The 22,245-nt window shown below is 67.8% G+C and carries 24 protein-coding genes; 12 read left to right on the top strand and 12 right to left on the bottom strand.

The features are described 5' to 3' along the window. Positions 1-16: 16 nt before the first annotated feature. Together BKE09_RS13540 and BKE09_RS13535 are read right to left on the bottom strand one after the other, a co-directional pair. A complete protein-coding gene (locus tag BKE09_RS13540) occupies positions 17-2,629 on the bottom strand; it encodes a TonB-dependent receptor (RefSeq protein ID WP_075676052.1) in 2,613 nt (870 codons plus the stop codon). Between the two features lie 136 nt (positions 2,630-2,765). Further along, complete coding sequence (locus BKE09_RS13535) at positions 2,766-3,908, bottom strand: alpha-D-ribose 1-methylphosphonate 5-triphosphate diphosphatase (RefSeq protein WP_075676735.1); 1,143 nt, start codon at positions 3,906-3,908, stop codon at positions 2,766-2,768. Between the two features lie 100 nt (positions 3,909-4,008). Between BKE09_RS13535 and phnF the strand changes: the two genes are divergently transcribed. Next, on the top strand, positions 4,009-4,755 hold the full coding sequence (phnF, locus tag BKE09_RS13530; RefSeq protein WP_075676051.1) for a phosphonate metabolism transcriptional regulator PhnF: 747 nt from the start codon (positions 4,009-4,011) through the stop codon (positions 4,753-4,755). 40 nt (positions 4,756-4,795) lie between these two features. Here phnF and BKE09_RS13525 read toward each other — a convergent pair whose 3' ends face one another. From BKE09_RS13525 to BKE09_RS13510, 4 genes are all read right to left on the bottom strand, one after another. Beyond that, a complete protein-coding gene (locus tag BKE09_RS13525) occupies positions 4,796-5,950 on the bottom strand; it encodes a TIGR03364 family FAD-dependent oxidoreductase (RefSeq protein WP_075676050.1) in 1,155 nt (384 codons plus the stop codon). Between the two features lie 11 nt (positions 5,951-5,961). Next, entirely contained in the window at positions 5,962-7,257 is a 1,296-nt protein-coding gene (locus tag BKE09_RS13520; RefSeq protein ID WP_075676049.1) for a DUF5690 family protein, read from the bottom strand. After that, the gene (locus BKE09_RS13515) at positions 7,254-7,943 is read right to left on the bottom strand and encodes an HAD-IA family hydrolase (protein ID WP_075676048.1); all 690 of its coding nucleotides are present in this window, start codon (positions 7,941-7,943) and stop codon (positions 7,254-7,256) included. The genes BKE09_RS13520 and BKE09_RS13515 overlap by 4 nt, the downstream gene beginning before the upstream one ends. Positions 7,944-8,032: 89 nt before the next feature. Beyond that, the gene (locus tag BKE09_RS13510; protein ID WP_075676047.1) at positions 8,033-8,938 is read right to left on the bottom strand and encodes a LysR substrate-binding domain-containing protein; all 906 of its coding nucleotides are present in this window, start codon (positions 8,936-8,938) and stop codon (positions 8,033-8,035) included. Between the two features lie 98 nt (positions 8,939-9,036). On the opposite strand from BKE09_RS13510, the gene BKE09_RS13505 reads away from it, so the two are divergent. Beyond that, complete coding sequence (locus BKE09_RS13505) at positions 9,037-9,216, top strand: hypothetical protein (RefSeq protein WP_075676046.1); 180 nt, start codon at positions 9,037-9,039, stop codon at positions 9,214-9,216. On the opposite strand, the gene BKE09_RS13500 is transcribed toward BKE09_RS13505, so the two are convergent. Beyond that, entirely contained in the window at positions 9,213-10,760 is a 1,548-nt protein-coding gene (locus tag BKE09_RS13500; RefSeq protein ID WP_075676045.1) for an alkaline phosphatase, read from the bottom strand. The genes BKE09_RS13505 and BKE09_RS13500 overlap by 4 nt on opposite strands. Positions 10,761-10,878: 118 nt before the next feature. Here BKE09_RS13500 and BKE09_RS13495 point away from each other — a divergent pair, with 118 nt between their 5' ends. Continuing rightward, positions 10,879-11,673, top strand: a complete 795-nt coding sequence (locus tag BKE09_RS13495; RefSeq protein WP_075676044.1) for a D-alanyl-D-alanine carboxypeptidase family protein — start codon at positions 10,879-10,881, stop codon at positions 11,671-11,673. Between the two features lie 5 nt (positions 11,674-11,678). On the opposite strand, the gene BKE09_RS13490 is transcribed toward BKE09_RS13495, so the two are convergent. Continuing rightward, positions 11,679-12,272: a TetR/AcrR family transcriptional regulator gene (locus tag BKE09_RS13490; RefSeq protein WP_075676043.1), complete on the bottom strand. Its 594-nt coding sequence runs from the start codon at positions 12,270-12,272 to the stop codon at positions 11,679-11,681. Between the two features lie 16 nt (positions 12,273-12,288). After that, entirely contained in the window at positions 12,289-12,885 is a 597-nt protein-coding gene (locus BKE09_RS13485; RefSeq protein WP_075676042.1) for an NAD(P)H-dependent oxidoreductase, read from the bottom strand. Positions 12,886-13,011: 126 nt separating this feature from the next. Here BKE09_RS13485 and BKE09_RS13480 point away from each other — a divergent pair, with 126 nt between their 5' ends. After that, positions 13,012-13,545, top strand: coding sequence for a hypothetical protein (locus tag BKE09_RS13480; protein WP_014038681.1), 534 nt, complete (start codon positions 13,012-13,014; stop codon positions 13,543-13,545). A 73-nt stretch (positions 13,546-13,618) separates the two neighbouring features. Here the strand turns inward: BKE09_RS13480 and BKE09_RS13475 are convergent, their stop codons facing one another. Then, positions 13,619-14,446 (bottom strand): isocitrate lyase/phosphoenolpyruvate mutase family protein, encoded by an 828-nt coding sequence (locus BKE09_RS13475; RefSeq protein ID WP_075676041.1) that lies wholly within the window; start codon positions 14,444-14,446, stop codon positions 13,619-13,621. Between the two features lie 166 nt (positions 14,447-14,612). Here BKE09_RS13475 and BKE09_RS13470 point away from each other — a divergent pair, with 166 nt between their 5' ends. From BKE09_RS13470 to accC, 5 genes are all read left to right on the top strand, one after another. Then, entirely contained in the window at positions 14,613-15,341 is a 729-nt protein-coding gene (locus tag BKE09_RS13470) for a DOPA 4,5-dioxygenase family protein (protein ID WP_075676040.1), read from the top strand. 351 nt (positions 15,342-15,692) lie between these two features. Next, positions 15,693-16,142, top strand: coding sequence for a type II 3-dehydroquinate dehydratase (gene aroQ / locus BKE09_RS13465; protein WP_075676039.1), 450 nt, complete (start codon positions 15,693-15,695; stop codon positions 16,140-16,142). Between the two features lie 2 nt (positions 16,143-16,144). Next, complete coding sequence (locus BKE09_RS13460; protein ID WP_075676733.1) at positions 16,145-16,564, top strand: lysozyme inhibitor LprI family protein; 420 nt, start codon at positions 16,145-16,147, stop codon at positions 16,562-16,564. Positions 16,565-16,618: 54 nt separating this feature from the next. Next, positions 16,619-17,098, top strand: a complete 480-nt coding sequence (accB, locus tag BKE09_RS13455) for an acetyl-CoA carboxylase biotin carboxyl carrier protein (protein ID WP_075676038.1) — start codon at positions 16,619-16,621, stop codon at positions 17,096-17,098. A gap of 10 nt (positions 17,099-17,108) precedes the next feature. Then, a complete protein-coding gene (gene accC, locus BKE09_RS13450) occupies positions 17,109-18,476 on the top strand; it encodes an acetyl-CoA carboxylase biotin carboxylase subunit (RefSeq protein ID WP_006473295.1) in 1,368 nt (455 codons plus the stop codon). A 127-nt stretch (positions 18,477-18,603) separates the two neighbouring features. Here accC and BKE09_RS13445 read toward each other — a convergent pair whose 3' ends face one another. Both BKE09_RS13445 and BKE09_RS13440 read right to left on the bottom strand, forming a co-directional pair. Then, positions 18,604-18,978 carry a hypothetical protein gene (locus tag BKE09_RS13445; RefSeq protein WP_014038687.1) on the bottom strand — a complete coding sequence of 125 codons (375 nt, stop codon included), beginning with the start codon at positions 18,976-18,978 and terminating at the stop codon, positions 18,604-18,606. Next, complete coding sequence (locus BKE09_RS13440; RefSeq protein ID WP_075676037.1) at positions 18,975-19,946, bottom strand: hypothetical protein; 972 nt, start codon at positions 19,944-19,946, stop codon at positions 18,975-18,977. The genes BKE09_RS13445 and BKE09_RS13440 overlap by 4 nt, the downstream gene beginning before the upstream one ends. 164 nt (positions 19,947-20,110) lie before the next feature. Here BKE09_RS13440 and prmA point away from each other — a divergent pair, with 164 nt between their 5' ends. The 3 genes from prmA to fis all read left to right on the top strand — a co-directional run bounded on the left by prmA (position 20,111) and on the right by fis (position 22,232). Further along, on the top strand, positions 20,111-21,031 hold the full coding sequence (gene prmA, locus BKE09_RS13435) for a 50S ribosomal protein L11 methyltransferase (protein ID WP_075676036.1): 921 nt from the start codon (positions 20,111-20,113) through the stop codon (positions 21,029-21,031). A gap of 42 nt (positions 21,032-21,073) precedes the next feature. Further along, positions 21,074-21,841 carry a DUF3426 domain-containing protein gene (locus BKE09_RS13430; protein WP_075676035.1) on the top strand — a complete coding sequence of 256 codons (768 nt, stop codon included), beginning with the start codon at positions 21,074-21,076 and terminating at the stop codon, positions 21,839-21,841. 115 nt (positions 21,842-21,956) lie between these two features. After that, positions 21,957-22,232 carry a DNA-binding transcriptional regulator Fis gene (gene fis / locus BKE09_RS13425; RefSeq protein ID WP_005419706.1) on the top strand — a complete coding sequence of 92 codons (276 nt, stop codon included), beginning with the start codon at positions 21,957-21,959 and terminating at the stop codon, positions 22,230-22,232. Positions 22,233-22,245: the final 13 nt, after the last annotated feature.

The raw sequence follows: 22,245 nt of genomic DNA, 5'->3' as shown, positions 1-22,245 counted from the left end.
AGAACGCGCATAACGCCTACTGGAACAGGTACTTCAGGCCGATCTGCGCGCGGCGACCGTAGTACTCCACCTGCAGCGGGCGCTGCGGGCTGCCCTGGTAGTACTTCAACGGCTCGTTGGTGAGATTGCTCAGCTCGGCGAACACCGTCCAGCGATCGAAGGTGTAGGACGCGCTGAAGTCGACCGAGGTGTTGGCGCCGTACCAGGCATCGGTAACGCTGCTGTCGCCGTGCGCTTCGATGTAGGCCCCCTTGTGGTTGGTCGCCAGGCGCGCTGCGAACGCGCCGTCGTCGTAGTACACGGTAACGTTGTACAGGCGATCGGCCTGGCCGGTGATCGGCACGTTGCCGCTGCGCCCGGGGATACGCATGCGCGAGTCCAGCAAGGTCAGATTGGCGTTGACACCGAAGTTGCTCCACAGCCCTGGCAGGAAATCGAAGCGGCGCACGAAGGCGAACTCGGCGCCCCACAGCTTGGCGTCGTCGCCGTTCTCGGGCCGGTAGAAGGTGACGTTGGGATTGCCGTTGAAGTTGCCGGTGCTGCTGCTCTGGAACACCGGATTGCTGATGTTCTTGTAGAACACGCCACCGGACAGCAGGCCGAGCGGGCCGGCATACCACTCCGCCATCAGATCCAGGTTGTCCGAATAGGTCGGATCCAGGTTGGCGTTGCCGGAAGTGAACGTACCGTCGGCCTCCATGAACGAGCCACCGGGATTGATATCACCGAAGTTCGGGCGGGCAAAGCTGCGGGTCAGGCCCAATCGCAGGTTGAGATCGCTGCGTGGTGAGAAACGCACGTTGAGCTGTGGCAGCACCGAGGTGTAGCGCTTGCGACCGAGGTTGGGCACCAGTGTGCTGCTGCCGTCGGCATCGCGCTCCAGCACCTGCCCGCGCACGTCGGTGGCAGTCCGCTCCAGGCGCACACCGCCGACCACATCCCAGCGCTCGTCCGGCTTCCAGGTGGCCATCGCATAGGTGGCGTACTGCTTCTCGGCCACGTCGAAGTTGCGGCCCAGCGCGGCACCGTTGGCCACCAGTGCCGAATCACCCGGTACCAGCACCAGATGCTGCTTGTTCTGCCGGTACCACCCGGCCAGTGCCTGCATCGGCACCACCTGCGAGAAATCACGGGAATAGTCGCGGCCATTGCCGATGTCATAGCCACTGCGGCCGGGCTGATCCATCAACGGGAAGTCGGCCAGGGTCGGCACCGGGCCGCCGGTGGCGGTATTCCAGGCATAGAACTCGTCGGAGAAGCGCGCGCGGCGCTGCTTGTCACGGTACTTGGCCCCCATCTTCCAGGTCAGCGTGTCGCTGGCGTCGAAGGTGAAGTCCAGCTGCGCGACGGCCTTGTCCTTCTCGTTGATCGCCACACGGTACAGCTCGACCGCGCTCAACGGCATCTTCCGCGGGTCCATCGCGAACCCCGGCGGCAGGTGGGTGTCCGGGGTATCGGCGGCGACATTGCCACCATCGAGGGTGTTGTACGAATTGCGGCCCACACCGCGGTCCTGCAGGCCCTGGTAGCCGACCTTGCCCTGGTTGAACTGGACCACGAAGTAGGCGTTGTCGGCACAGGTGGGAATGCAGCCGTAGCGGAAGTCGTTCTCGGCGCTGGCCAGCTTCCAGTCCACCTGGCCGCGGCCGAAGGTGTGCTGGCCACCGAACTCAAAGGTCTTGAACTCGGTGATCAGCTCGTTGTGGATGTTCTGCAGCTCGACGCGATCCTTGTCGAAACGGTAGCGGTGCTTGTAGTGGGTCTCATCGTCGCTCAGTTCGCCATACTGGCCACGCACGTACAGGCGGTGGCCGTCGGCCGGCAGGAATTCCATGCCGCCATTGACGCCGCGGGTAGTTCGCTCGCCGGTGTAGTCGCGCAGCTCCAGCCGGTAGACGCCCAGGCCGTCGGCGCTGCGACGAGGCTCGAAGTTGTCGGTCGCCCACGGGCGCTTCCAGTAGGTGCCGTTGATCAGGAAGCCGAAGCGGCCGTCGGCGCTGCGGTCGCCATACAGCACATTGGCACTGGTGCCGGTATCGACGGCCTTGTCGTTGTAGTTGCCGGCCACGCTGGCGGCAAACGTGCGCCGTGTCGGTGCGGTACGCGTGACGAAGTTGACCTGGCCTCCGATGGCATCGCCTTCACGGTCCGGCGTCAGCGTCTTGCTCACTTCAATGCGCTCGATCAACTCGGTCGGGAAGAAATCGAATGCCGTGGCACGACTGGTGGTTTCCTCTTCGGCGGTCGGCAGACGGTCACCGTTGAGGGTGGTCGAGTTCCACTGTGCCGGCAGGCCACGGACGGCAACGAAGCGGCCTTCACCCTGATCGCGTTCGATCGACACACCGGGAACCCGCTGTACGGCTTCAGCGGCGTTGTGGTCGGGCAGCTTGCCGATGCCATCGGCGCTGACCACGTTCATCAGGTTGCTGGCTTCGCGCTGGGCATCCAGTGCCTGCTTCTCGCCGCTGACGATGCTGCCGACCACGGTGACGGTATCCAGATCGACGGCAGAGGGAGTGGGCGCGGTATTGGCCGCAACCGGGGATGCGGCCTGGACGGCCAGCGGGGCATGCAGCAGGGCGAGCAGGCCCAGGGTGAGCGGATGGCGCGTAGGCAGAGTGGACATGGCGGAGGCGGCAGCAAGGGAAAGTGGACCGCTCCAGAGGGAGCGGCGATGGCGGCCACTTTCAATCAGTGCGGTGAAGCGCAGGCGGCATCCACTAGGCAGGTCGGGGCAGCTGTCTAGGTGATCGCGAGGTTGGCTACTGGGCCAGCCGGCGGCGGCCACCTACCCAGACCTCGGCCACGTAGTCCGGCAGGGTTCCACGCACCCGCACAAGATCGGCGCGCAGGCCTTCGCCGATGCGGCCCCGGTCATGCAGGCCCAGCGCCTGTGCCGGTGCTTGGCTGACCGTGCCCACCGCGCGCGGCAGGCTCCAGCCCAGCTGCGCGCACAGCACGCCCAGCGCCGGCAGCAGGCTGGCCGGCACGTAGTCGGACGACAGCACGTCGAGGCAGTCGGCGCGGGCCAGTTCCAGTGCCGCCACATTGCCGGAATGCGAGCCGCCCAGCACCAGGTTGGGAGCGCCGGCGACGATCACCATGCCCGCCGCACGCGCAGCCTCAGCCGCTTCGAGCGTGGTCGGGAACTCGCAGATGGATGCACCGCAGGCCAGCGCTTCGTCCACATCGGACACCAGGGTGTCATCGTGGCTGGCGAGGCACAGGCGGCGCTCGCGCACCCAGCGCAGTACGTGCTGCAGATGCGTGGGGCGATAGCGCGCCTGCTGGACCCGGCGTGCCTGCAGCAGGTCCTCCAGATAACTGGCCGCTGCGTCGGCCGGCAGACCGTAATAGGCCGCGTAGCGTTGCAGGTTGCGGAACTGGCGTTGCCCCGGTGTGTGATCGGTCAACGACAGCAGGCGCACCGCCGGGTCATCCAGCAGGGGCTCCAGCAGCGGCAGCAACCCGGGATAGGGCAACTCGGCACGCAGGTGCAGGTAATGGTCAGTGCGCAGGCCACCCGCACGGCGCGCCTCGGCCAACGCTGCATGCGCGGCCTGCAAGGTACGCACGCGCACGCTGTCAGCCTCCACGTCGCCAACCGCCAAGGCATCGCAGGCGGTGGTGATGCCTGCCGCCAGCAGCTGCGCATCGTGCGCCTGCACGGCCGCTGCTGCAGGAAACGCCACACCCGGGCGCGGCACCAGATGCTTCTCCAGATTGTCGGTGTGCAGCTCGACAAACCCGGGCAGCAGCCAGTCGCCACCGCAGTCTTCGGCACCTGGCAGGCCCACCCGCCCCTGCCCTACCGCGCGGATGCAGGGCCCGTCCAGCACCACATGGCCGTGCACGACCTCGTCGGCCAGCACCAGCTTCAGGTTGTCGAGGATGTGTTCGCCCATGGATTCCGCCGCCTGTGTCATGCCGTTGCAACCGCAACGCGTTGATATGCCTGCACGTGCAGTGCACCTGTCTAGTCCAGCAGCCGCAGATGGAGGTTTGATGACCACGACCGAGCCAACCGCCGCGCCGCGCGATTCGGCGTTGCCGCTGTGGCAGCAGATCGAACAGGCGCTGCTGCGGCAGATCCGCGAGCGCCAGCTGGTGGAGGGCGACCAGTTGCCCTCGGCACAGGTGCTGGCCCAGCGTTTTGCGGTCAACCGCCACACTGTGCGGCGTGCGATCGAAGCGTTGGAAGAACGCGGCTACGTGCGCACCGAAACCGGCCGCGGCAGCTTCGTGCAGGAGCATCCGTACCATTATCCGATCAGCCGCCGCACGCGTTTTGGCCGGGCCATGCATGACCTGAACGTGGAAAGCCACTACACCCTGCTCGACAGCCGCGTGCAGGTGCCGAGCCGGCAGGTGGCGCGTGCGCTTGGCCTGCCGGCCGGCGAGCGCGTGCATCGGGTGGTGTATTCCAGCCAGGTGGAGGGGCGCACGGTGGATCACAGCGAGGCCTACTTCCCGGCCACCCGCTTCCCGGGGCTGGGCGAGGTGTTCGCACGCACGCCGTCGGTGACCCGTACGCTGGCCGCATTCGGGGTGACCGACTACCTGCGCCGGCATACCACGGTGATGGCGCGCCTGCCTGATGCCGAGGTCGCGCGCGTGCTCGGGCAATCGACGCGACGGCCGGTGCTGTGCGTGCATTCGCTGAATGTCGATCCACAGGGGCAGCCGGTGCAGTTCGGCATCACCTGCTTCGCCGGTGACTGGGTGCAGCTGATGGTCAGCAGCGACCTCTAGGGAAAGCGCGGCGGGCATTGCACCCGCCGCGTGCAACGCTTCAGGCCGCGCGGCGCAACGCGGTATAGCGGCCGTCCACCAGCTCTTCGGCCAGGCCGAAGCTGAGCGTCATGCCCAGGCCACCGCCGCCGATGGCGTTGACGATGGTCACGCCCGGCGTCGGCTCGGCGACGAATTCGCTGCTGCCATCCAGCAGCTTGGGATAGATGCCGTGCCAGGTCTGCGCGATGCGCGCGTCCGGTACCTGCATGAAACGGGACAGGTAATCGAGCACCTTCTCGTTGATGGCGTGCTCATCGAACGGGTCATGCGTATGCGCGTAGGCGTGCGAATCACCAATGGTGATCTCGCCGAGGCCGTTCTGTGCGGCCATCACGTGGATGCCGAGCTCGATCAGGTCGGCATGCTCGGCCTGGTAGCGCGCTTGCAACGGCGCGACATCGGCGGCCTCGCGGAAGCCAGCGTAATGCACCAGCGACAGGCCGCCACAGAGGGCAGCGCCCAGGTGGAACCCGGAGGGCTGTGCGGCCAGTCGCAGCATCTGCAGCTTGCAGCGGGTCAATGGTGCTGCCGCGTACAGTTCCGGATACAGCTGTTCGAACTCCGGACCACTGCAGACGAAGACCTGGTCGGCCTCGAACCGGCGGCTGCCAGACCACACCCGACCGCTTTCCACCGCCGTCACCGGCGTCTGCCACTGGAACTGCACGCCGTGGCGCTCGCGCAGCACATCCGGCAACGCGCGGATCGCCTGGCGCGGATCGACCACCAGCTCGTCGGCATTGAACAGTGCGCCACGCAGTCCGCGCGCGACCAGCGCCGGCGACGTCGCCAATGCCGCATCCCGGTCCAGCAGGCGGCACGGGCGCAGCTGCGCATTGGCCGCCGCGTACTGCTGCAGCACGGCCCATTCGTCGTCAGCATGGGCGACATGCAACGAGCCACTGGGATCGTGCCAGAGGCCGGCCACGTCGATCAGCTCCTGCCAGATCTGCCGCGAGCGCAGCGCGCGCTCATACAGCGGTCCATTGGGCACGCCGATCGGCCAGACCATGCCGAAGTTGCGGATGGAGGCGCCGACAGCGCGTTCATGGCGCTCCAGCACGGTGACCTTGCAGCCACGCACGGCCAGCGCGCGGGCCACGGCCAGGCCGACGATGCCGGCACCGACCACGAGGGCGGTTGTGTTCTTCATGGAGGAGGGACTCAGACGGAGGCGAGTGCCGGCATGCGGGCCAGGCGCAGCGCCTTGTGGTGGAAGTACAGCAGGGACAACAGCAGGCAGGCACCGCCCAGCAGCGACAGGTGGATGACCGCACTGGAGAAGAAGCGCACCCACGACAGCTGCAGGCCGGAGAACTCGTGGCCGAGCAGGACCAGCACGCTGCCCAGGTAGCCAAAGGCATCGGCCAGGTACATCACGAAGCCGACGTTGCCGGCGACCTTGAAGGTGGCGATCAGGCGCTCGAAGAACACGCAGTTGAACGGTACATAGGCCAGGTACAGGCCGAAGCCCACCAGGCCCAGCCACGCCAGCGGATGCAGCACGCCCTCGCGGAACGCCAGCGTGCTCAGTCCTGCGGTGGCCAGGCCGATGAACATCAGCGCATGCAGCGCCATCAGGCCGTTGAGGTTGTTGCGGAACCAGGTCAGGCCAGCGGTCAACGCCAGCACCGCGAACGCCACCGGCGTCTCGATGGCGGCGAACACGCCGGCGCTGCCACCGTAGCCCAACTCGCGGAACAGCTCGGCTTCGAAGCTGTCGCGGAAGTCGCGGACCACGGTCAGGCACACGTAGCACAGGATCATCAGCGCCAGCCCCGGCAGGAAGCGGCGTACGAACGCACGACGCTGCGCACGGTCCATCGGCAGGCGTGGCGAGCGCTCGCGCAGGTCGGCGGCATCCGGGGCGGGAATGCGTTCGAGCATGCGCACCGACACCAGCAGCAGTGGCAGGAACAGCAGGCCGCACAGGAACGGCATCCAGAACTCGCTCACGCCCTGCAGCAGCAGCCACTTGCCGACCGACTTCACCACGCCGGAGGCCATGATGAAACTGGAGGCGAGGATCGCACCCATCGCTTCGGTGGTCCGTCGCCCTTCCAGATAGCTGAACACCAGGCCCCAGACCATGCCCAGCGGCAGGCCGTTGAGGAACAGGAACGGGATGTTCCAGGGCGCCGGCACCAGTGCGAAGCCAAGCAGGGCCAGCCAGGACATGCCGATCAGGCCCAGCAGCAGGCTGGCACGGCGCTCGGCCCGCAGCTCGCCGATCACCCGCACGCCGATGAACTTGCTGCACATGTAGCCCAGTACCTGCGCCACCACCAACCACACCTTGTAGTCGGCGCCGAACAGATGCTGGTTGTCGAACGAGGCGGCGGCAAATGGTTTGCGGAAGGCATACATGCACGCGTAGGTGGACAGCGCGGCACTGCCGGCGAATACGGTCAGTGCCAGCGGATGCCCCTGCAGGCGCGCCCACAGCGATGTCCGGCTCATGCAGCGGCGACCGTGCCGGAACGTGCCAGGCCAAGCAGCGACGGCAGGCGGTCGAGGTGGTCGATGATGTGGTCCGGTCCATGCGGCAGCAGTTCGGCGCGGGTGAACGCGCCGGTGGTGATCGCCACGTTCAGGCCGACGCCGGCATTGCGCCCTTCATTGATGTCGACCTCGGTGTCGCCCACCTTCACCACCGTTGCAGCATCGTCGACGCCGGTGCGCTGCATCAGCGCCTGGATCATGTACGGCGCCGGGCGGCCCGCCGGCACCTCGTCGCTGGCCACCAGCGCGTCGATACGGTCGTGCCAGCCCAGCCGCTCGATGATCACTTCGGCGATGTCGCGCGAAAAGCCGGTGTCCAGGCCAATACGGATCCCGTGCGCGCGCAGCGTGTCGAACACCGCCTCGGCGCCCGGCAGCGGTGCAATGCCTGGCGCATGGCGATAGCAGTCGAGCATGCGCGCCACGAAGTCGGTGTGGATCGGTGCCACGCGCGGGTCGTCCACCGTGGTCCCCAGCAACCGCGCGATCGCCTGCGGTTTGGGGTAGCCCATCAACGGGCGCACATCCTCTACCTCGATGGCCTGGCCGGCAGCGGCCATCGCTTCGGCGAAGGCACGGGCGACGAGCCCCGGGTCGGCAACGGTGGTTCCGGCGATATCAAGGACGGCGAGGCGGTAGCGCATGGCGGCAGGCAGCAGTGGGCGGAGGTGCCCAGCTTCGCCGCGTCCGGCCACGCCCTGATGACAGCGGCCGGACAGGCCAGTGCACCTGTCTAGCCGGGCGGCGCCTGTGCCGCCATGTGCCGAACGTGCTCGGCGGCCTGAGCGTGCAGCCAGTCGCGGAAGGCCAGGAAGCCGCGATGGCGGGCCGAGCGCTGCGGGTAGACCAGCCAATGCGGCCAGGCGGTTTTCAGTCGCAGGCTGGACAGCGCCACCAGTTGGCCGGAATCCAGCAGCAGGCGCGCCCGCGTCACCCGTCCCAGCGCCACGCCTACCCCGTCCAGCGCCGCGCGGTGATGCGCCTCCGAATCATCCAGCACCGCCACGAAGCGCGGCGGCGGGTTCTGCCCACTCAGCGCGAACCAGGCGCCCCACGCACCATCGGGATCCCCCAGCAGCGGCCACTGGTTCAGCGGCACGCGGTCGATCCCTCCCATGCGTTCGATCAACGCCGGGCTGGCCATCGGCAGCAGCCACTCGTCGAACAGCGGCTCCACCACCAGGCCCGGCCACTGCCCGCTGCCCAGCCGCAGCGCGGCATCGAACTGGCGCTGCCGCTCGAAATCAACCAGGCGCTCACTCGACTGCAGGTTGATCTCGATCTGCGGGTGCTCAGCCACGAAATGCCCCAGCCGCGGCACCAGCCACGCCGACGCCATCGACGGTACCGCGCTGATCGTCAGCACGTGCTCGGCGCGTGCCGCATAGGGTTGGAAGGCTTCGTTGATCGCATCCAGATGCGGGCCGACCTGGTCGAGCAGGCGCTGCCCTTCCAGGGTGAGGGTGACGCCACGCGGCTGGCGGACCAGCAGCGGCTGCCCCAGCCGCTCTTCCAACTGGCGCATCTGATGGCTGAGCGCACTGACGGTCAGGCTCATCGACGCCGCTGCGCGTGACAGGTTGCCGAGCCGGGCGGCAGCCACGAAACCCTGCAGGGCATGGAGGGGCGGACGGGACATGAGGCTTGAATTCCTCTCAAGGCATGCTTGCGGAAATGTCGCTTTTTGCCCGTCCATGCTGCCCGTATCGTGCAATCCACTCAAGTGGAGGCACGCTCATGAACATCTACGGCAGCCTGTTGTTCCTGCACGGCCACGTGGCCAACGCCGAGCTGGCACGGCAGCTGGCCAGCCCGGTCCCGCCGCCCAGCAGCACTCCCGGTAGCGCCGGCCGTTGGCCAGCAACCTCGCCAACCGGGCAGCCTGCAGCGGCCGGCCGCTGGCCGGCACGCCCCTAGCGCTGCAGCGCCTCCTGCACCGCCGCAGCCACGTCGGTGTTGTCGATGTAGCTGCCGTCATTCCAGCGCACGTGCTGGCGGTAACCGGCATCGACACCCCGCACGCGCTTTCCAAGCAGCTCCGCACCTGCACCCTTGGCCCACAGCGGCACCAGCGCATTGGAGTGGTTGCCGGTAGGCCGGAAGCTCATCCCCGGCATGCGTCCGCGGCCGTTGTTGCCTACCGGCGCGAAGGCAACGCTCTGTGCATCCGGGCCCATCGGCATGCTGTTGTCGTGGTCGGTGGTGACGATCAGCAGGTTGCGCTCCCAACCACCGTTGCGCTCGATCCATTCAACCACTGCCGCCACTGCGTCGTTGAACTCCACGGTTTCCTCGATCAGGCGGCCGTACTGCGGCTGGTCGCTGCATTGGCCGTAGTGCCATTCGGTGCCGCAGGCGCTGGTATGCGCGGCCCAGTCGGTGGCGCCGCCTTCCACCATCAGGAACAGGCCCTTGGCCGAACGCTGCTGCAGGAACCGCAGCGCGCCACGCGTCATGGTCGCAAGATCGGGCACGCTGTCGATCTTCCTTACCCCGGAAGGCGTGGCCGCATCCTTGCCCAGCACCTGCAGCTGGCGCGCCTGCTGGAGCGTATTGGCCACGCGCGGCACGCCGATCAGCGGCCGGTCGGCCGGCAGCCGTCCCTGCGCCAGCGCGGCGAACGCCTCCTTGCTGCGGATCAGGCGCCACGGCCCCGATGGATTGCCGGCAATGGTGCTGCCCGCTTCCAGCTGCTGCCAGTCCTGCGGGGAGACCCATTCCCACGGGTTCGCGCAGCCTTCGGCCTTCGCCGCGCCGACACCTTCGTCACAGGCGCGACCATCAACGCTGTAGCCGGGACCTCCGGTGCCCATCACCAGGTCCATGTGGCCCTGCGCCAGCATCTGGTGCGCAATCGCGTGATAGTTGTTGCGCGATTCGTTCTGCGCCGCGAACGCTGCCGGCGTAGCGTGCGCGAACGGCACCGAGGTCACCACACCGGTCGCCATGCCCAGCCGCTTGGCGCGCAGCGTATTGAACTCGACCGGATTGCCATCGTTGTTGTAATTGATGGCGTTGTTGTAGGTCTTGATGCCCGAGGACAACGCCGTACCGGCCGCAGCACTGTCGGTCGCGACTGCCGCCAGGTACTGGTAGCCGACGAACGGCAGGTCCTGCGCCGGCACCGGTTCGCTGTCCCAGGCCTTGCCCGCGTCGTAGCCCAGAGTCTGCGCGTTGTCGCGGGTCGGCTGGCTGCTGGCGTTCAACGGGAAGGTGGTGACCGCCAGGCGCTGCGGGAAATCCGCATATGGCGCGCCTTCGCGGCTGCCGTATTGCCAGTAGGCGGCGGCATCCCAGGTACCCCAACCGGCACCGTCATTGATCATCACTATCACGTTGTGCGGGCGCGCTTCGGCGGAAGCAGCAGCCTCGGCGCGTAGGTTGGGCTGGCAGCCACCCAGCGCGGCCAGCGCAAGCAGCAGCGAGGAATGGAGCCAGCGGCGTGGCAGGCGTGCAGTCATCAGAGATCCCGTCGGGCCAGCGGCGGCCCACAATGACGGTACGTTATATCGTTTCAATATTGCAGCTTCATGCAGCCACCGCGGGCTATCCTGCAGGCCCTCCTCCATCGCCGCATCCATGCCGTCTCCTGCTCCTGCGCGCGCGTCGCTGTCCTCGATCACTCTCGATGCGGCAACCTTCGCGGTGATCCACCAGCACAACGCGGACATCGCGCGGCAACCGGCCTCGCTGACCAAGCTGATGACCGCCTACGCCGCTTACGAATGCGTCGAAGAGAACGGTCGTGCGTGGGACGAAGTGGTCACCATCGCCGCCGAAGATGTGCATGCGGTGGCCGATGATGAAACGCGCATGGGCCTGGTGCCCGGCGAAACGGTCAGCCTGGCACGCCTGCTGGAAGGGCTGATGATCGTCTCCGGCAATGATGCGGCGCTGGCCATCGCGCGCCATCTGGACGGATCACAGCCTGCGTTCCTGGACCGCATGAACCGGCACGCGCGCCAGCTTGGCCTGCGCAGCACGTGGTTCGCCAGCGTGTCCGGCATCACCACCGCGCACCATGCGTCCAGCGCGCGCGACATGGCCGTGCTCGCCGCCTGCCTGCTGAATGACCACCCGCAGATACTGGCAATCACCGCGCAGCGCGCGTTCGCGCATGGCAGCTTCAGCCGCAGCAACCAGAACGCCCTGCTTGGCGAAAACGGCGTGGATGGATTGAAGACCGGCTACACCCAGGCAGCAGGCTTCTGCCTGGCCGCCACCGCATGCCGGTCGGTGCCCGGGCGGGATCAGCCGGTTCGCCTGATCACCGTGGTGCTGGGTTCTGAAAGCCGCGACGCACGCGATGCCCTTGTGCGCGAGCGTCTGGCCGCCGGGTTCGCGGCGCTGGCCGGCAACACTGCCGACGCCTGAGCGGCTCAGCGCCGCTTGACCGTCGCCACGATCAAGCGCTGCAGTTCTGCCTCGGCGCCGGTCTTGTCCAGCGCGCCTGCCGCCACGGCTTCGGACAGGGCTTCGGCCGCACCCAGAATCGCCCAGCGCCCGGCCAGTGGCACCGTGCCATCGGCCGCAAATGGGCCCAGCCAGGTGTCGCAGTTGTCGATGAAATCCTGCTGGTAGCGCCGCCGCACCTCGCGCAGTTCGGGTGCACCGACCAACGCGGCAAGGATGCCCTGCACTTCACTGCCCTGGCTGAGGATGCAGTCGATGTATCCGGAGGCGATGGCCGCAGCACGATCGACCAGCTGCGCCCGGGCGCGACCGATGCGCTCGTTGAAGACCAGCGTCTGGCGGCCGTCGTAATCATCGTAGAGCGCGGCCAGCAGCCCATTGCGGGTCACGAAGTGATCGTAGGCCACCGGCTTGGTCACACCTGCAGCCTCGGCCAGCCGCCCCAGCGTCAGCGCATCGGTACCTTCGTCGCCGACCAGCGCCCAGGCCACGTCCAGCAACTGGCGGGCGCGTTGCTCACGGGTCAATCGGCGGCGCGTGGGTGCGGCGTTGGCAGGCATCGGCGGAGCACGGCGGTCAGCGCATCGGAGTACCGATTTTACGGCCGATCGCCAGCGCGGTCTGCAGATGCGCTTCGGCTGTACCGGAATCGGCGTCCAGCAGCAGGTCGGACGACAGCACGCGCGCGCCGCAGTAGTCGAAGATGCCCATGTCGATCTGGGTCTTCATCGCCGCACCGTAGCCGCGCCGTTCGATCATGTCCGCGCCGGCCCCGCCGATGCCGACCAGGTGCACGCGCAACCGCTGCAGCTTTTTCTGCACCTTGCCATCGGCACCGTCCTGGTAGGCCCAGCCCTGGGTGAACACACGATCGATCCAGCCCTTCAGCAACGCGGGGAACGACCACCAGTACAGCGGGTAGACCAGTACCAGTGTGTCGGCAGCCTCCAGCCGCGCCTGCTCGGCGGCGACGTCGGCCGGCGTTGCGCCGGTGCCACGGAACAGCGCCTGGTCCTGCATGTTGAAGCGCGGATCGAAGCCTTCGGCCATCAGATCGGCGTGGGTCACGCGGTTGGCGGCGTCCGACGCGGTGATGGCTTCGCCGATGCGCCTGGCGATGGCATGGGTCAACGCGGCGGATTCAGGATGAGCGGTAACGATGAGGGTGTGCATGGGGGATGTCCGGAATTCACTATCTACCAATAGTAAGTAGTGTCGCCCGGGATACCAGCGCCATGCGTGGGACGCTGTTTCCGCATCCACCGTATAGTGCGGCGGTTCCCGCTGAGATACCCGACGATGCACCGATATCTGCTTGCCCTTCTGCTGGCCCTGCCGATGGCAATGGCCGTTGCGCCCGCGCTGGCCGGTGAGCTCAGTCCGGAAGACTCGGCCGCATTGCGCAAGGAGGTGCAGGCGATGATGGACGCCTTCGCCCGGGGCGATACCGAGCTGATCATCGCGCGCACCCATCCCAGCCTGAAGCAGCTGGCCGGCGGCGACGAGGCCTATGCGCGGGCGACCCGCGACACGGTGAAGGCGCTGCGCAAGGCCGGCGTCACCATCATCAGCGACGAGGCGGGCGTGCCGGGCCGCACCTATGCGGCCGGTGACGAGGAAGTCTGCTTCGTACCGCGCCAGTCACTGCTGCGCGTGCGCGAAGCGCCGATGCGCAGCACGTCATTCATGGTTGCTGTGCGCCGCGTTGGTACCACGCAATGGCGCTATCTGGATGGCGCCGCGCTGCCGGACAACCCCGGACTGTTGCAGTTGCTGCTGCCCGACCTGGAACCGGACGTGGTCCTGCCCGAGAGTGAGACGGAGGCGCTGTAGCCGCAGGCGCATCCATCCACGCATGGCGTGGATCCACTGTCCCTGCTGGCCAGAGTCCGCACCGGGGTTTCCCTCAACGGAACAGCGCGTTCAACACCGCCCCGGAAGCCGCCTGCTGCAGGCCATCGAAGCGGCCGTCCTGCAGGATCGGCTGGGTCGCCTGCATCAGCCCACCCCACGCCGCGCGCGCCAGCGCACCGCCCAGGCTAACCCGGCGCACGCCGAGTGCGGCGATGTCCTGCAGGCTCAGCGGTGTCGGTCCACCGACCAGCAGGTTCACCGGCTTCGACCCCGCAGCGGCAACCACCGCACTGATCTGCTCGCGCGTGCTGATGCCCGGTGCATACAGCACATCGGCGCCGGCCTCGGCATAGGCGCGCAGGCGCTGCAGGGTGTCCTGCAGATCCGGGACGCCAACGAAGAAATTCTCGGCCCGCCCGACCAGCAGCACATCGCCCCCCGCGTGGTCGATGGCCGCACGTGCCGCGCGCAGTCGCTCGACCGCCTGCCCGATCGGCCGCAGCGGCGCATCGGCTACGCCACTGGCATCCTCGATCGACAACGCCGCGATGCCGGTATCGATCGCCGCCGCCACCGCCTCCTGCACCGCCTGCGGCGTATCACCGAAGCCATCACCGAAATCGGCGTTCAACGGCAGCGGTGTCGCTGCCGCCATCAGCCGCAGATGTTCCAGCGTGGCCTGCAGCGAAACCGCTCCGTCCGGCCGCCCTTCACTCCAGGCGCAGCCGGCACTGGTCGTGGCCAGTGCCTGGAAGCCCTGCCGCTGCAGGTAGCGGGCACTGCCCACGTCCCACGGATTGGGCAGTACGAAGCACCCTGCCGCATGCAGCTGGCGGAAGGCCGCGCGCTTGCGTTGGGTATCGGCATCGGGCGAGGTCATGGCGGGCTCCGGGGCGGCAGACCTGCACCCTAGCCCGCCACCCGGTCGCGCTCAATGGCGATGAAGGCGGCCGTGCATGAGGTGATGCCGGCTGCTTATTGGACACCACCGTGCGCGCTGCCCGAGCGTGCTTGCCTGCCCACACAGTGCCGCCACGGAGCCCACCATGCACCCGGACCCGCAGCCCCTCGTCGACGTCGGCGACGATGACGCCCACTGGGCCGACCTGCTCTCACCCACCCGCCGACGCCTGATCGCGTCGGCCGGACTGGCCGCCGGTGGGCTGGCCAGCGCGTCGACCGCCACCGCAGCCCCGCGCGGCGACAGTACGGTGAACACCACCGAACCCGGGCGCCCTGGCTTCCGCACCATCGTCCCGCCGCCGGTGAAGGGCAGCAGCCCCTGGGGCCAGGCCACGGCCAGCGAACCCACCCCGCGCCCGGCCAGCGTGCGCCCCGGCGAGGCCACGCTGCCCACCCGGCCACGCGCCTACACCGCCATCAAGAGCTATCACGCGCACATCTACTTCGATGAGGACAGCTTCGAGAAGGCCGCGCTGCTGCGGCGCTGGGCCGCCGAGCGCTTCCCGGTGGAGCTGGGCAACTGGAACCTTGAGCCGCGCGGACCACACATCACCCCGTCGTTCTATTTCGGCTTCACCAACGACCTGCTGCCGGTGCTGGTGCCCTGGCTGCAGCTCAACAGCCTGGGCCTGACCATCCTGATCCACCCCAATACCGGCGATGGCCGCGCCGACCATCTGCATTACGCGTTGTGGGTGAACCGCGCGCAGCCGGTGAATGCCTACAACTGGCCGGCGCCGAAGCCGGGGGAACGGGAGCCGCTGGAGGAGGTGTTCCCGAACGTGGTGCCGACGGTGCCGCTGGAGACCTGAGCGGGTGCGTGGCGGGGGCGGTGGGTGGCGTGCAGCGCACCTTGGGCTGCCCCTCGGTGGGTGCGTAGCCTGCTGCGCACCGAACTTCCTTCATCCACGCATGGCGTGGATCTAGCGCATCACGGCCCATTGCGGCATCAGTCAGCGCCCAGCCTTGCCGGCATCGTCGGCCTACGTGCCAGCATCCCCGGCCAGCACCACGTTCAGCACGCCTTGATCCAACGCCCGCCATACGGCCACAAGCACTCCGGCAGATTTCAAACAATCGATTGAAACGCTGCAAACTTCGCCGAACTGGACAGCATCCGCCGGTTCCGCCAGACTGCCGCCCTTTCCCGTCTTCCGGATCCCATGGCGAAGCTGCTGGTCCTGCACGGCCCCAACCTCAACCTGCTCGGCACCCGCGAGCCGGAGGTCTACGGCCACACCACGCTGGCCGACATCGACCAGGCCCTGGCCGCCCAGGCATCGGCCGCCGGGCACACCGTGGAAAGCCTGCAGTCCAACGCCGAGCATGTGCTGGTGGACCGCGTGCAGGCCGCGCGCAGTGACGGAACCGCTTTCATCCTGATCAACCCCGCCGCCTTCACCCACACCTCGGTCGCCCTGCGCGATGCGCTGGCGGCGGTGGCGGTGCCGTTCATCGAGATCCACCTGTCCAACCCGCATACCCGCGAGCCGTTCCGCCAGCACAGCTACTTCAGTGACAAGGCCGTGGGCGTGGTATGCGGCTTCGGTGCCGACAGCTACCGCTACGCGATGGACGCGGCACTGCTGCGCGTGCAGGCGGCCAGCGCGTGAAGATGCTGCCGCGCGTGCTCGCCGGCGTTGTGGCGTGGGCCGGCATCTGCGGTGCCGCCGCCGCGTTCGACCGCAAGGACGAAGGCATCGACTGCGCCCATCCGGGTACCACGATGGAGAGCGACCTGTGCGCCTCGGACCTGGCCGCCGCCGCTGATGCCGAACTCAATACCGTCTATGCACAGGCGCGTCGCCAGCTGCGTACCCCAGCCCGCGGTGGCACCTGCAGCTATTGCGGCGATGCCGAGCAGGAGCTGGTGCTGGCCCAGCGTGCCTGGATCCAGCTGCGCGACCACGACTGCAACGCGGTCTATGCCCTCAATTCCGATGGCACGGCACGCAACGGCGCACAGATGCGCTGCCTGACCACCCTCGCGCGCGACCGTACGCGGCAGCTGCGCGAGTTCTACGAACTGCTTTGACCCGAGTGCAACCGCACTCCCCACCACACTGACATCACGAGCAAAGAGGCCACCATGGATCTCCGCAAAATCAAGAAGCTGATCGACCTGCTGGAAGAGTCGAACCTGGCTGAAATCGAAATCAAGGAAGGCGAAGAGTCGGTGCGCCTGTCGCGCGCCCCGGTGGCCAGCTATGCCGCCCCGATTGCAGCCCCGGTGTACGCCGCTCCGGCCGCTCCGGCGCCGCAGGCGATGCCGATGCAGTCGCCGACCGAAGCCTCCACCGGCGGCACCGCCAAGCCGGGCCCGGCGCTGCCGGAAGGCCACGTGCTGCGCTCGCCGATGGTCGGCACCTTCTACGCCTCGTCCGCCCCGGACAAGCCGGCCTTCGTCACCGTTGGCCAGCAGGTCAAGGAAGGCGAAACCCTGGCCATCATCGAAGCGATGAAGATGTTCAACCCGATCGAAGCCGACAAGTCCGGCACCATCGTCGCCATCCTCGGCGAGAACGGCCAGCCGGTGGAATTCGACCAGCCGCTGTTCGTGATCGGCTGAGGGGCACGCCATGCTCGACAAAGTCGTCATCGCCAACCGAGGGGAGATCGCGCTGCGCATCCTGCGCGCGTGCCATACCCTCGGCATCCGCACGGTGGCCGTGCACTCCACGGTCGACCGCAACCTCAAGCACGTGGCCATGGCCGACGAGTCGGTCTGCATCGGTCCGGCGCCGTCGCCGCAGAGCTACCTCAACATCCCGGCACTGATCGCCGCGGCGGAAGTCACCGACGCCCAGGCCATCCACCCGGGTTACGGCTTCCTGTCGGAGAACGCCGACTTCGCCGAACGCGTGGAAGAGTCCGGCTTCATCTTCATCGGCCCCAAGGCCGACACCATCCGCATGATGGGTGACAAGGTCGAAGCCATCCGCGCGATGAAGTCCGCCGGCGTGCCGTGCGTGCCCGGCTCGGGCGGCCCGCTGGGCGAGGACATCGTCGCCAACACCAAGATCGCCCGTGAGATCGGCTACCCGGTCATCATCAAGGCGGCCGGTGGCGGCGGTGGCCGCGGCATGCGCGTCGTGCACGCCGAAGCCTCGCTGAAGACCTCGATCGAAACCACCAAGAGCGAGGCCAAGGCCGCGTTCGGCAATGGCGAGGTCTACATGGAGAAGTTCCTGGAGAATCCGCGCCACGTGGAGATCCAGGTGCTGGCCGACGGCCAGGGCAACGCCATCCACCTGGGTGAGCGCGACTGCTCGATGCAGCGCCGCCACCAGAAGGTGGTGGAAGAAGCACCGGCACCGGGCATCAGCGCCGAGCAGCGCGAGCAGATCGGCAAGGTGTGCACCGAAGCCTGCGTGCGCATCGGCTACCGCGGTGCCGGTACGTTCGAGTTCCTGTACGAGGACGGCCGCTTCTACTTCATCGAAATGAACACCCGCATCCAGGTGGAGCATCCGGTCACCGAAATGGTCACCGGCATCGACCTGGTGGCCGAGCAGCTGAAGATCGCCGCCGGCCAGAAGCTGTCGATCAAGCAGAGCGACGTGGTGCTGACCGGCCATGCCATCGAATGCCGCATCAACGCCGAAGACGCCGAGACCTTCGTGCCGAGCCCGGGCACCATCACCGGCTTCCATCCGCCGGGGGGCCCCGGCGTGCGCGTGGATACCCACATCTACAGTGGCTACCGCGTGCCGTCGAACTACGACTCGATGATCGGCAAGCTGATCGTGCACGGACCGGACCGCGAAACCGCCATCGCCCGCATGCGGGTGGCGCTGAGCGAAATGGTGGTCGATGGCATCAAGACCAACATCGCCCTGCAGCAGCGGATCATGCGTGACAAGGGCTTCCAGGCCGGTGGCCAGAACATCCACTACCTGGAAAAGCGCCTTGCCGAGCGCAAGAACAAGCCGATCGCACTGACCTGATCGGCGCCAGGTGCTGGACATGAAAAGGGCGGGGATCTCCCCGCCCTTTTCTGTTGTTGTAGAGCCGAGCCTACGCTCGGCTTGCTGGAAAAGCAGCCGAGCATGGCTCGGCTCTACTGAGGCGGTCTCAGCGCGCGTCCGCCGCCGTCGCCGGGATCTGCGAGTTGGCCAGCGGCCGCACGCCATTGGGCGAGGTCGGGTCGACGATCACCATGGTTTCGGTGGAACCATCGGGCCACACCACCTGGAAGGTGCTGCCGGCCGGCAGTGAAGCGAATGGCATGCCACTCTGCGCGCGATAGACCGCAGCGACCTGGCTGGCACCGGCGCGGCGCACGTCTTCCTGCGCCTTCACCGTGGTCAGCTCCACCTTCGACAGATGCCGGTAGCGGTCCTCGTAGGTATCGATCATCAACAGGCCGACCGCGCCAGCCGAGTAGGCCACGAACAACGCCACCCAGAACCAGAACTTGGCCCCATGCAGGAATCGACGGTAATTCATCGCCCGTCCCTCTTTCCAACCAATCGCTTGATCCATTCCTTCATTTTCCCAGCACCTTGCCGCGATACCGCAGCGTCATACACGAAATCCCGGAAATCCTGCGCTCCATCCTGCGAACAGATCCCTCCGTTCGCACAAAAATTGTTGACCAGCACGCTGTCCGCTCCACAGGCTAGACCGAGTTCACAGGCCGCAAGCCGCCATGCAAGTTCACTGAGCTGCTCGCCCGCCACCAGCCCGTCAAGCGCGCGGTCACCGGCAGCACGCACGCCCATGCCCGGCGCGATGGCCATGTAGGCTTCCGGATCGCGCGAGGTGCGCACGCGCTCGACCAGGTCGCGGCGGTACTCGGCACTGTCGTGCAGCGGCTCACCTTCGGCGAACAGTGCTGCTTCCGCGGCCAGGTTGCCCTGTGCGGCCGCTTTGCGGCGCTCGGACAGCACCAGCGCCGCGCCCAGCTTGTCGCCCGGCACGAATCCGCCGCAGCGCTGCGCCACGCGCTCGCGTGCCTCGATCATCGCCGGCGCCGCCGTCAGGCCCAACCCGCTCAGTACGTTGTTGTCCAGGCGGTAGCCGCCCGGATCGAGTGCGTACTGCGCGCAATAGTCATAGACGCGGCTGAGCATCCAGCGCGCCTCGTGATTGCCGTTGTCGGCCTGTGCGCGCAGGCGCTGGGCGTAGGCATACAGATCGCTGGCGTCTTCGATGTCGGCGCGCAGGTCCAGCGGCAGGCCCGACGGCAGCGTGTTGCCGCGCTCGAAGGCCGCCAGCCGCCGCGCCAGTGCTTCCGGCACCACCGGCAGCGGCGTTCCGCTGTCACGGCTGGCCACGGCCAGCTGCAGGTCCGGCGACGCCGACGGCGATGCCACGCCCGCAGCATGGCCGCTGGCCCGATACCCGGCCACGCCCAGCACGGCCACCGCCGGCAGCACGAGCAACCAGGTTTTCAGGGTCGGAGCGAAGGCCATCGGCGGGTGTGAGCGTTCACGGCACACAGGAAAGCGCCGAGTTTAGCAAGGCCTGACAGGCCTGTCTGAACTGCCCCCGTTCATCTCAAGGCGGCATCTCAGGCAATACGGAGACGCCCCGATGGTCTAGCATGGCCCCCTTTCCCGCGATTGCCCCCACCGCCATGCCGTTCCTGGAACTGACCCTGCGCTGCACCGAAGCCACCCAGCCCCGCTATGAAAATGCGCTGGAGGACGTCGGCGCACTGGCCGTGACCCTGCTCGATGCCGAAGCCGACACCAGCAACGAACAGGCCATCCTCGAACCCGGCGTGGGTGAAACGCCGCTGTGGGACACCCTGGTGCTGAGCGCGCTGTTCCCCGCCGACAGCAATGCGCTGCTGCTGCTGGCCGCGCTGGAATCCTTCGACCCGGAACTGGACTGGAGCAATGGCAGCTTCCGCGCGGTCGAAGACGAAGACTGGGAACGCGCCTGGCTGGACCAGTTCCAGCCGATGGATTTCGGCAGCCGTACCTGGATCGTGCCGTGGAACCATGAACTGCCGGACGCTGCACAGGCCGCCGATGCCGCCGTGGTGCGGCTGGACCCGGGCCTGGCGTTCGGCTCGGGCACCCACCCGACCACCGCCCTGTGCCTGCGCTGGCTGGACCAGCTGGCCGTGGACGGCCAGCTGCAGGGCCAGCGCGTGCTCGACTTCGGCTGCGGCTCGGGCATCCTCGCGCTGGCCGCGCTGAAGCTGGGCGCCGCCGAAGCGATCGGCGTGGACAACGATCCGCAGGCGCTGGTCGCCACCGCCGACAATGCCGAGCGCAATGGCGAGCAGGCCCGCATGCATGTGTACCTGCCGCAGGACGAACCGGTCGCCACCTATCCGATCGTGGTCGCCAACATCCTTGCCTCGGCGCTGGATGCGCTGGCCGAGCTGCTGGCCGCACGCGTCGCCGCCGGCGGTCGCATCGCCCTGTCGGGCATCCTGCATGGCCAGGAAGGCGAACTGCTGCAGCGCTATGCCGCATGGTTCGACGATCTGCAGGCCACCCAGGATGGCGACTGGATGCGCATCACCGGCGTACGCCGCGCCTGATCGTGATTGAATGACCGCTGGATCCGAGCCCGCGCCCTGAGCATGTCCGAGCCGAACCCGCCGCGCCGCCCTTTGGCCACCTTCCTGCGCCCCGCGTCGGAAGGCGAGGCCGCACCTGCGACCGATGCGCGCACGCCCGACCCGGCGGTGCATGACATCCCTGCCGCGGAGAGCGGCGACCCGATCGACGCGGCGTTGCCGCCGATGGCGGAGGCGCGACAGAGCGATGACACCGTCATCCTCGACGAAGCGGCCGTGATCGAACCCGCCCTTGCCGTCCCGGCCGCGCAGGCCGTGGCCGGCGATGCGCCGAGCTTCCTGGGCACTTCGCGGCCGCGCACGCTGCCGACGCCGCGCTGGCACTGGGTGCTGGTCGCCGGCCTGGCACTGTTGCTGATACTGCAGAGCGTGCTGGCCGATCGTGCGCGGCTGGCCGCCGACGCCGGCAACCGCGCCTGGCTGGGCGCGTTGTGCGGCGCGCTGCGCTGCAGCCTGCCGGCCTGGCACGAGCCCACCGCGTTCACCATGACCAGCCGTGAGATCCGTCCGCTGCCGGGCCAGGCCGGCGTACTGCAGGTGCAGGCCAGCATCCGCAACGATGCGCGCTGGGCACAGGCCTGGCCGGACCTGCGCCTGTCGCTGTCCGATGCCGATGGCCGGGTGATCGGCAGCGGCGTGTTCGCACCGGCGCAGTATCTCGGCGAAGCCCCCGGCGCCGCCCTGCTGGAACCGGGCCAGAGTGCGCGCATCGCGTTCCGCGTGCAGGAGCCTGCCGCGTCCACCGTCGCATTCACCTTCGACTTCCTCTGACCAGGGTAGAGGCGACCAGCCGTGGCAGGTCGGGCACGCTCGCGCTAGACTGGCCGCCACCACCTCGTCCGGCCGCGCGCTCCGCGCGCACGGGCCAACCAGATCGGGAACCCCCTTGAACGCTGTCCTCTCTCGTCCTGACAACAGTCGTGGCGCTCCCCGGCCACCGCTGCGTGAACACGTCGCCCAGTCCGTGCGCCGCTACCTGCGTGACCTCGATGGCTGCGACGCGGACGATGTCTACGAGATCGTGCTGCGCGAGATGGAAATCCCGTTGTTCGTGGAAGTGCTCAATCATTGCGAAGGCAACCAGAGCCGTGCCGCCGCGATGCTGGGCATCCACCGCGCCACCCTGCGCAAGAAGCTGAAGGAATACGGCATCAGCGCATAAGCGCGCGCGTGGG

Origin of the sequence: Stenotrophomonas sp. TD3 (genome assembly GCF_001939825.1) — a bacterium.
Classification (GTDB): Bacteria; Pseudomonadota; Gammaproteobacteria; order Xanthomonadales; family Xanthomonadaceae; genus Stenotrophomonas.
Note: the sequence above shows the minus strand (reverse complement) of the source record. Positions and strands in the feature narration are given on the sequence as shown.

What these genes read in the sequence shown, in the direction of transcription:
- BKE09_RS13440 (WP_075676037.1), bottom strand. Translation starts at nt 19,946, where the DNA reads ATGGCCTTCGCTCCGACCCTGAAAACCTGGTTGCTCGTGCTGCCGGCG.
- BKE09_RS13480 (WP_014038681.1), top strand. Translation starts at nt 13,012, where the DNA reads ATGCACCGATATCTGCTTGCCCTTCTGCTGGCCCTGCCGATGGCAATG.
- BKE09_RS13525 (WP_075676050.1), bottom strand. Translation starts at nt 5,950, where the DNA reads ATGAAGAACACAACCGCCCTCGTGGTCGGTGCCGGCATCGTCGGCCTG.
- BKE09_RS13470 (WP_075676040.1), top strand. Translation starts at nt 14,613, where the DNA reads ATGCACCCGGACCCGCAGCCCCTCGTCGACGTCGGCGACGATGACGCC.
- accC (WP_006473295.1), top strand. Translation starts at nt 17,109, where the DNA reads ATGCTCGACAAAGTCGTCATCGCCAACCGAGGGGAGATCGCGCTGCGC.
- phnF (WP_075676051.1), top strand. Translation starts at nt 4,009, where the DNA reads ATGACCACGACCGAGCCAACCGCCGCGCCGCGCGATTCGGCGTTGCCG.
- accB (WP_075676038.1), top strand. Translation starts at nt 16,619, where the DNA reads ATGGATCTCCGCAAAATCAAGAAGCTGATCGACCTGCTGGAAGAGTCG.
- aroQ (WP_075676039.1), top strand. Translation starts at nt 15,693, where the DNA reads ATGGCGAAGCTGCTGGTCCTGCACGGCCCCAACCTCAACCTGCTCGGC.
- BKE09_RS13475 (WP_075676041.1), bottom strand. Translation starts at nt 14,446, where the DNA reads ATGACCTCGCCCGATGCCGATACCCAACGCAAGCGCGCGGCCTTCCGC.
- BKE09_RS13445 (WP_014038687.1), bottom strand. Translation starts at nt 18,978, where the DNA reads ATGAATTACCGTCGATTCCTGCATGGGGCCAAGTTCTGGTTCTGGGTG.
- BKE09_RS13500 (WP_075676045.1), bottom strand. Translation starts at nt 10,760, where the DNA reads ATGACTGCACGCCTGCCACGCCGCTGGCTCCATTCCTCGCTGCTGCTT.
- BKE09_RS13510 (WP_075676047.1), bottom strand. Translation starts at nt 8,938, where the DNA reads ATGTCCCGTCCGCCCCTCCATGCCCTGCAGGGTTTCGTGGCTGCCGCC.
- BKE09_RS13485 (WP_075676042.1), bottom strand. Translation starts at nt 12,885, where the DNA reads ATGCACACCCTCATCGTTACCGCTCATCCTGAATCCGCCGCGTTGACC.
- BKE09_RS13490 (WP_075676043.1), bottom strand. Translation starts at nt 12,272, where the DNA reads ATGCCTGCCAACGCCGCACCCACGCGCCGCCGATTGACCCGTGAGCAA.
- BKE09_RS13495 (WP_075676044.1), top strand. Translation starts at nt 10,879, where the DNA reads ATGCCGTCTCCTGCTCCTGCGCGCGCGTCGCTGTCCTCGATCACTCTC.
- BKE09_RS13505 (WP_075676046.1), top strand. Translation starts at nt 9,037, where the DNA reads ATGAACATCTACGGCAGCCTGTTGTTCCTGCACGGCCACGTGGCCAAC.
- BKE09_RS13430 (WP_075676035.1), top strand. Translation starts at nt 21,074, where the DNA reads ATGTCCGAGCCGAACCCGCCGCGCCGCCCTTTGGCCACCTTCCTGCGC.
- BKE09_RS13515 (WP_075676048.1), bottom strand. Translation starts at nt 7,943, where the DNA reads ATGCGCTACCGCCTCGCCGTCCTTGATATCGCCGGAACCACCGTTGCC.
- BKE09_RS13540 (WP_075676052.1), bottom strand. Translation starts at nt 2,629, where the DNA reads ATGTCCACTCTGCCTACGCGCCATCCGCTCACCCTGGGCCTGCTCGCC.
- BKE09_RS13535 (WP_075676735.1), bottom strand. Translation starts at nt 3,908, where the DNA reads ATGGGCGAACACATCCTCGACAACCTGAAGCTGGTGCTGGCCGACGAG.
- prmA (WP_075676036.1), top strand. Translation starts at nt 20,111, where the DNA reads ATGCCGTTCCTGGAACTGACCCTGCGCTGCACCGAAGCCACCCAGCCC.
- BKE09_RS13520 (WP_075676049.1), bottom strand. Translation starts at nt 7,257, where the DNA reads ATGAGCCGGACATCGCTGTGGGCGCGCCTGCAGGGGCATCCGCTGGCA.
- BKE09_RS13460 (WP_075676733.1), top strand. Translation starts at nt 16,145, where the DNA reads ATGCTGCCGCGCGTGCTCGCCGGCGTTGTGGCGTGGGCCGGCATCTGC.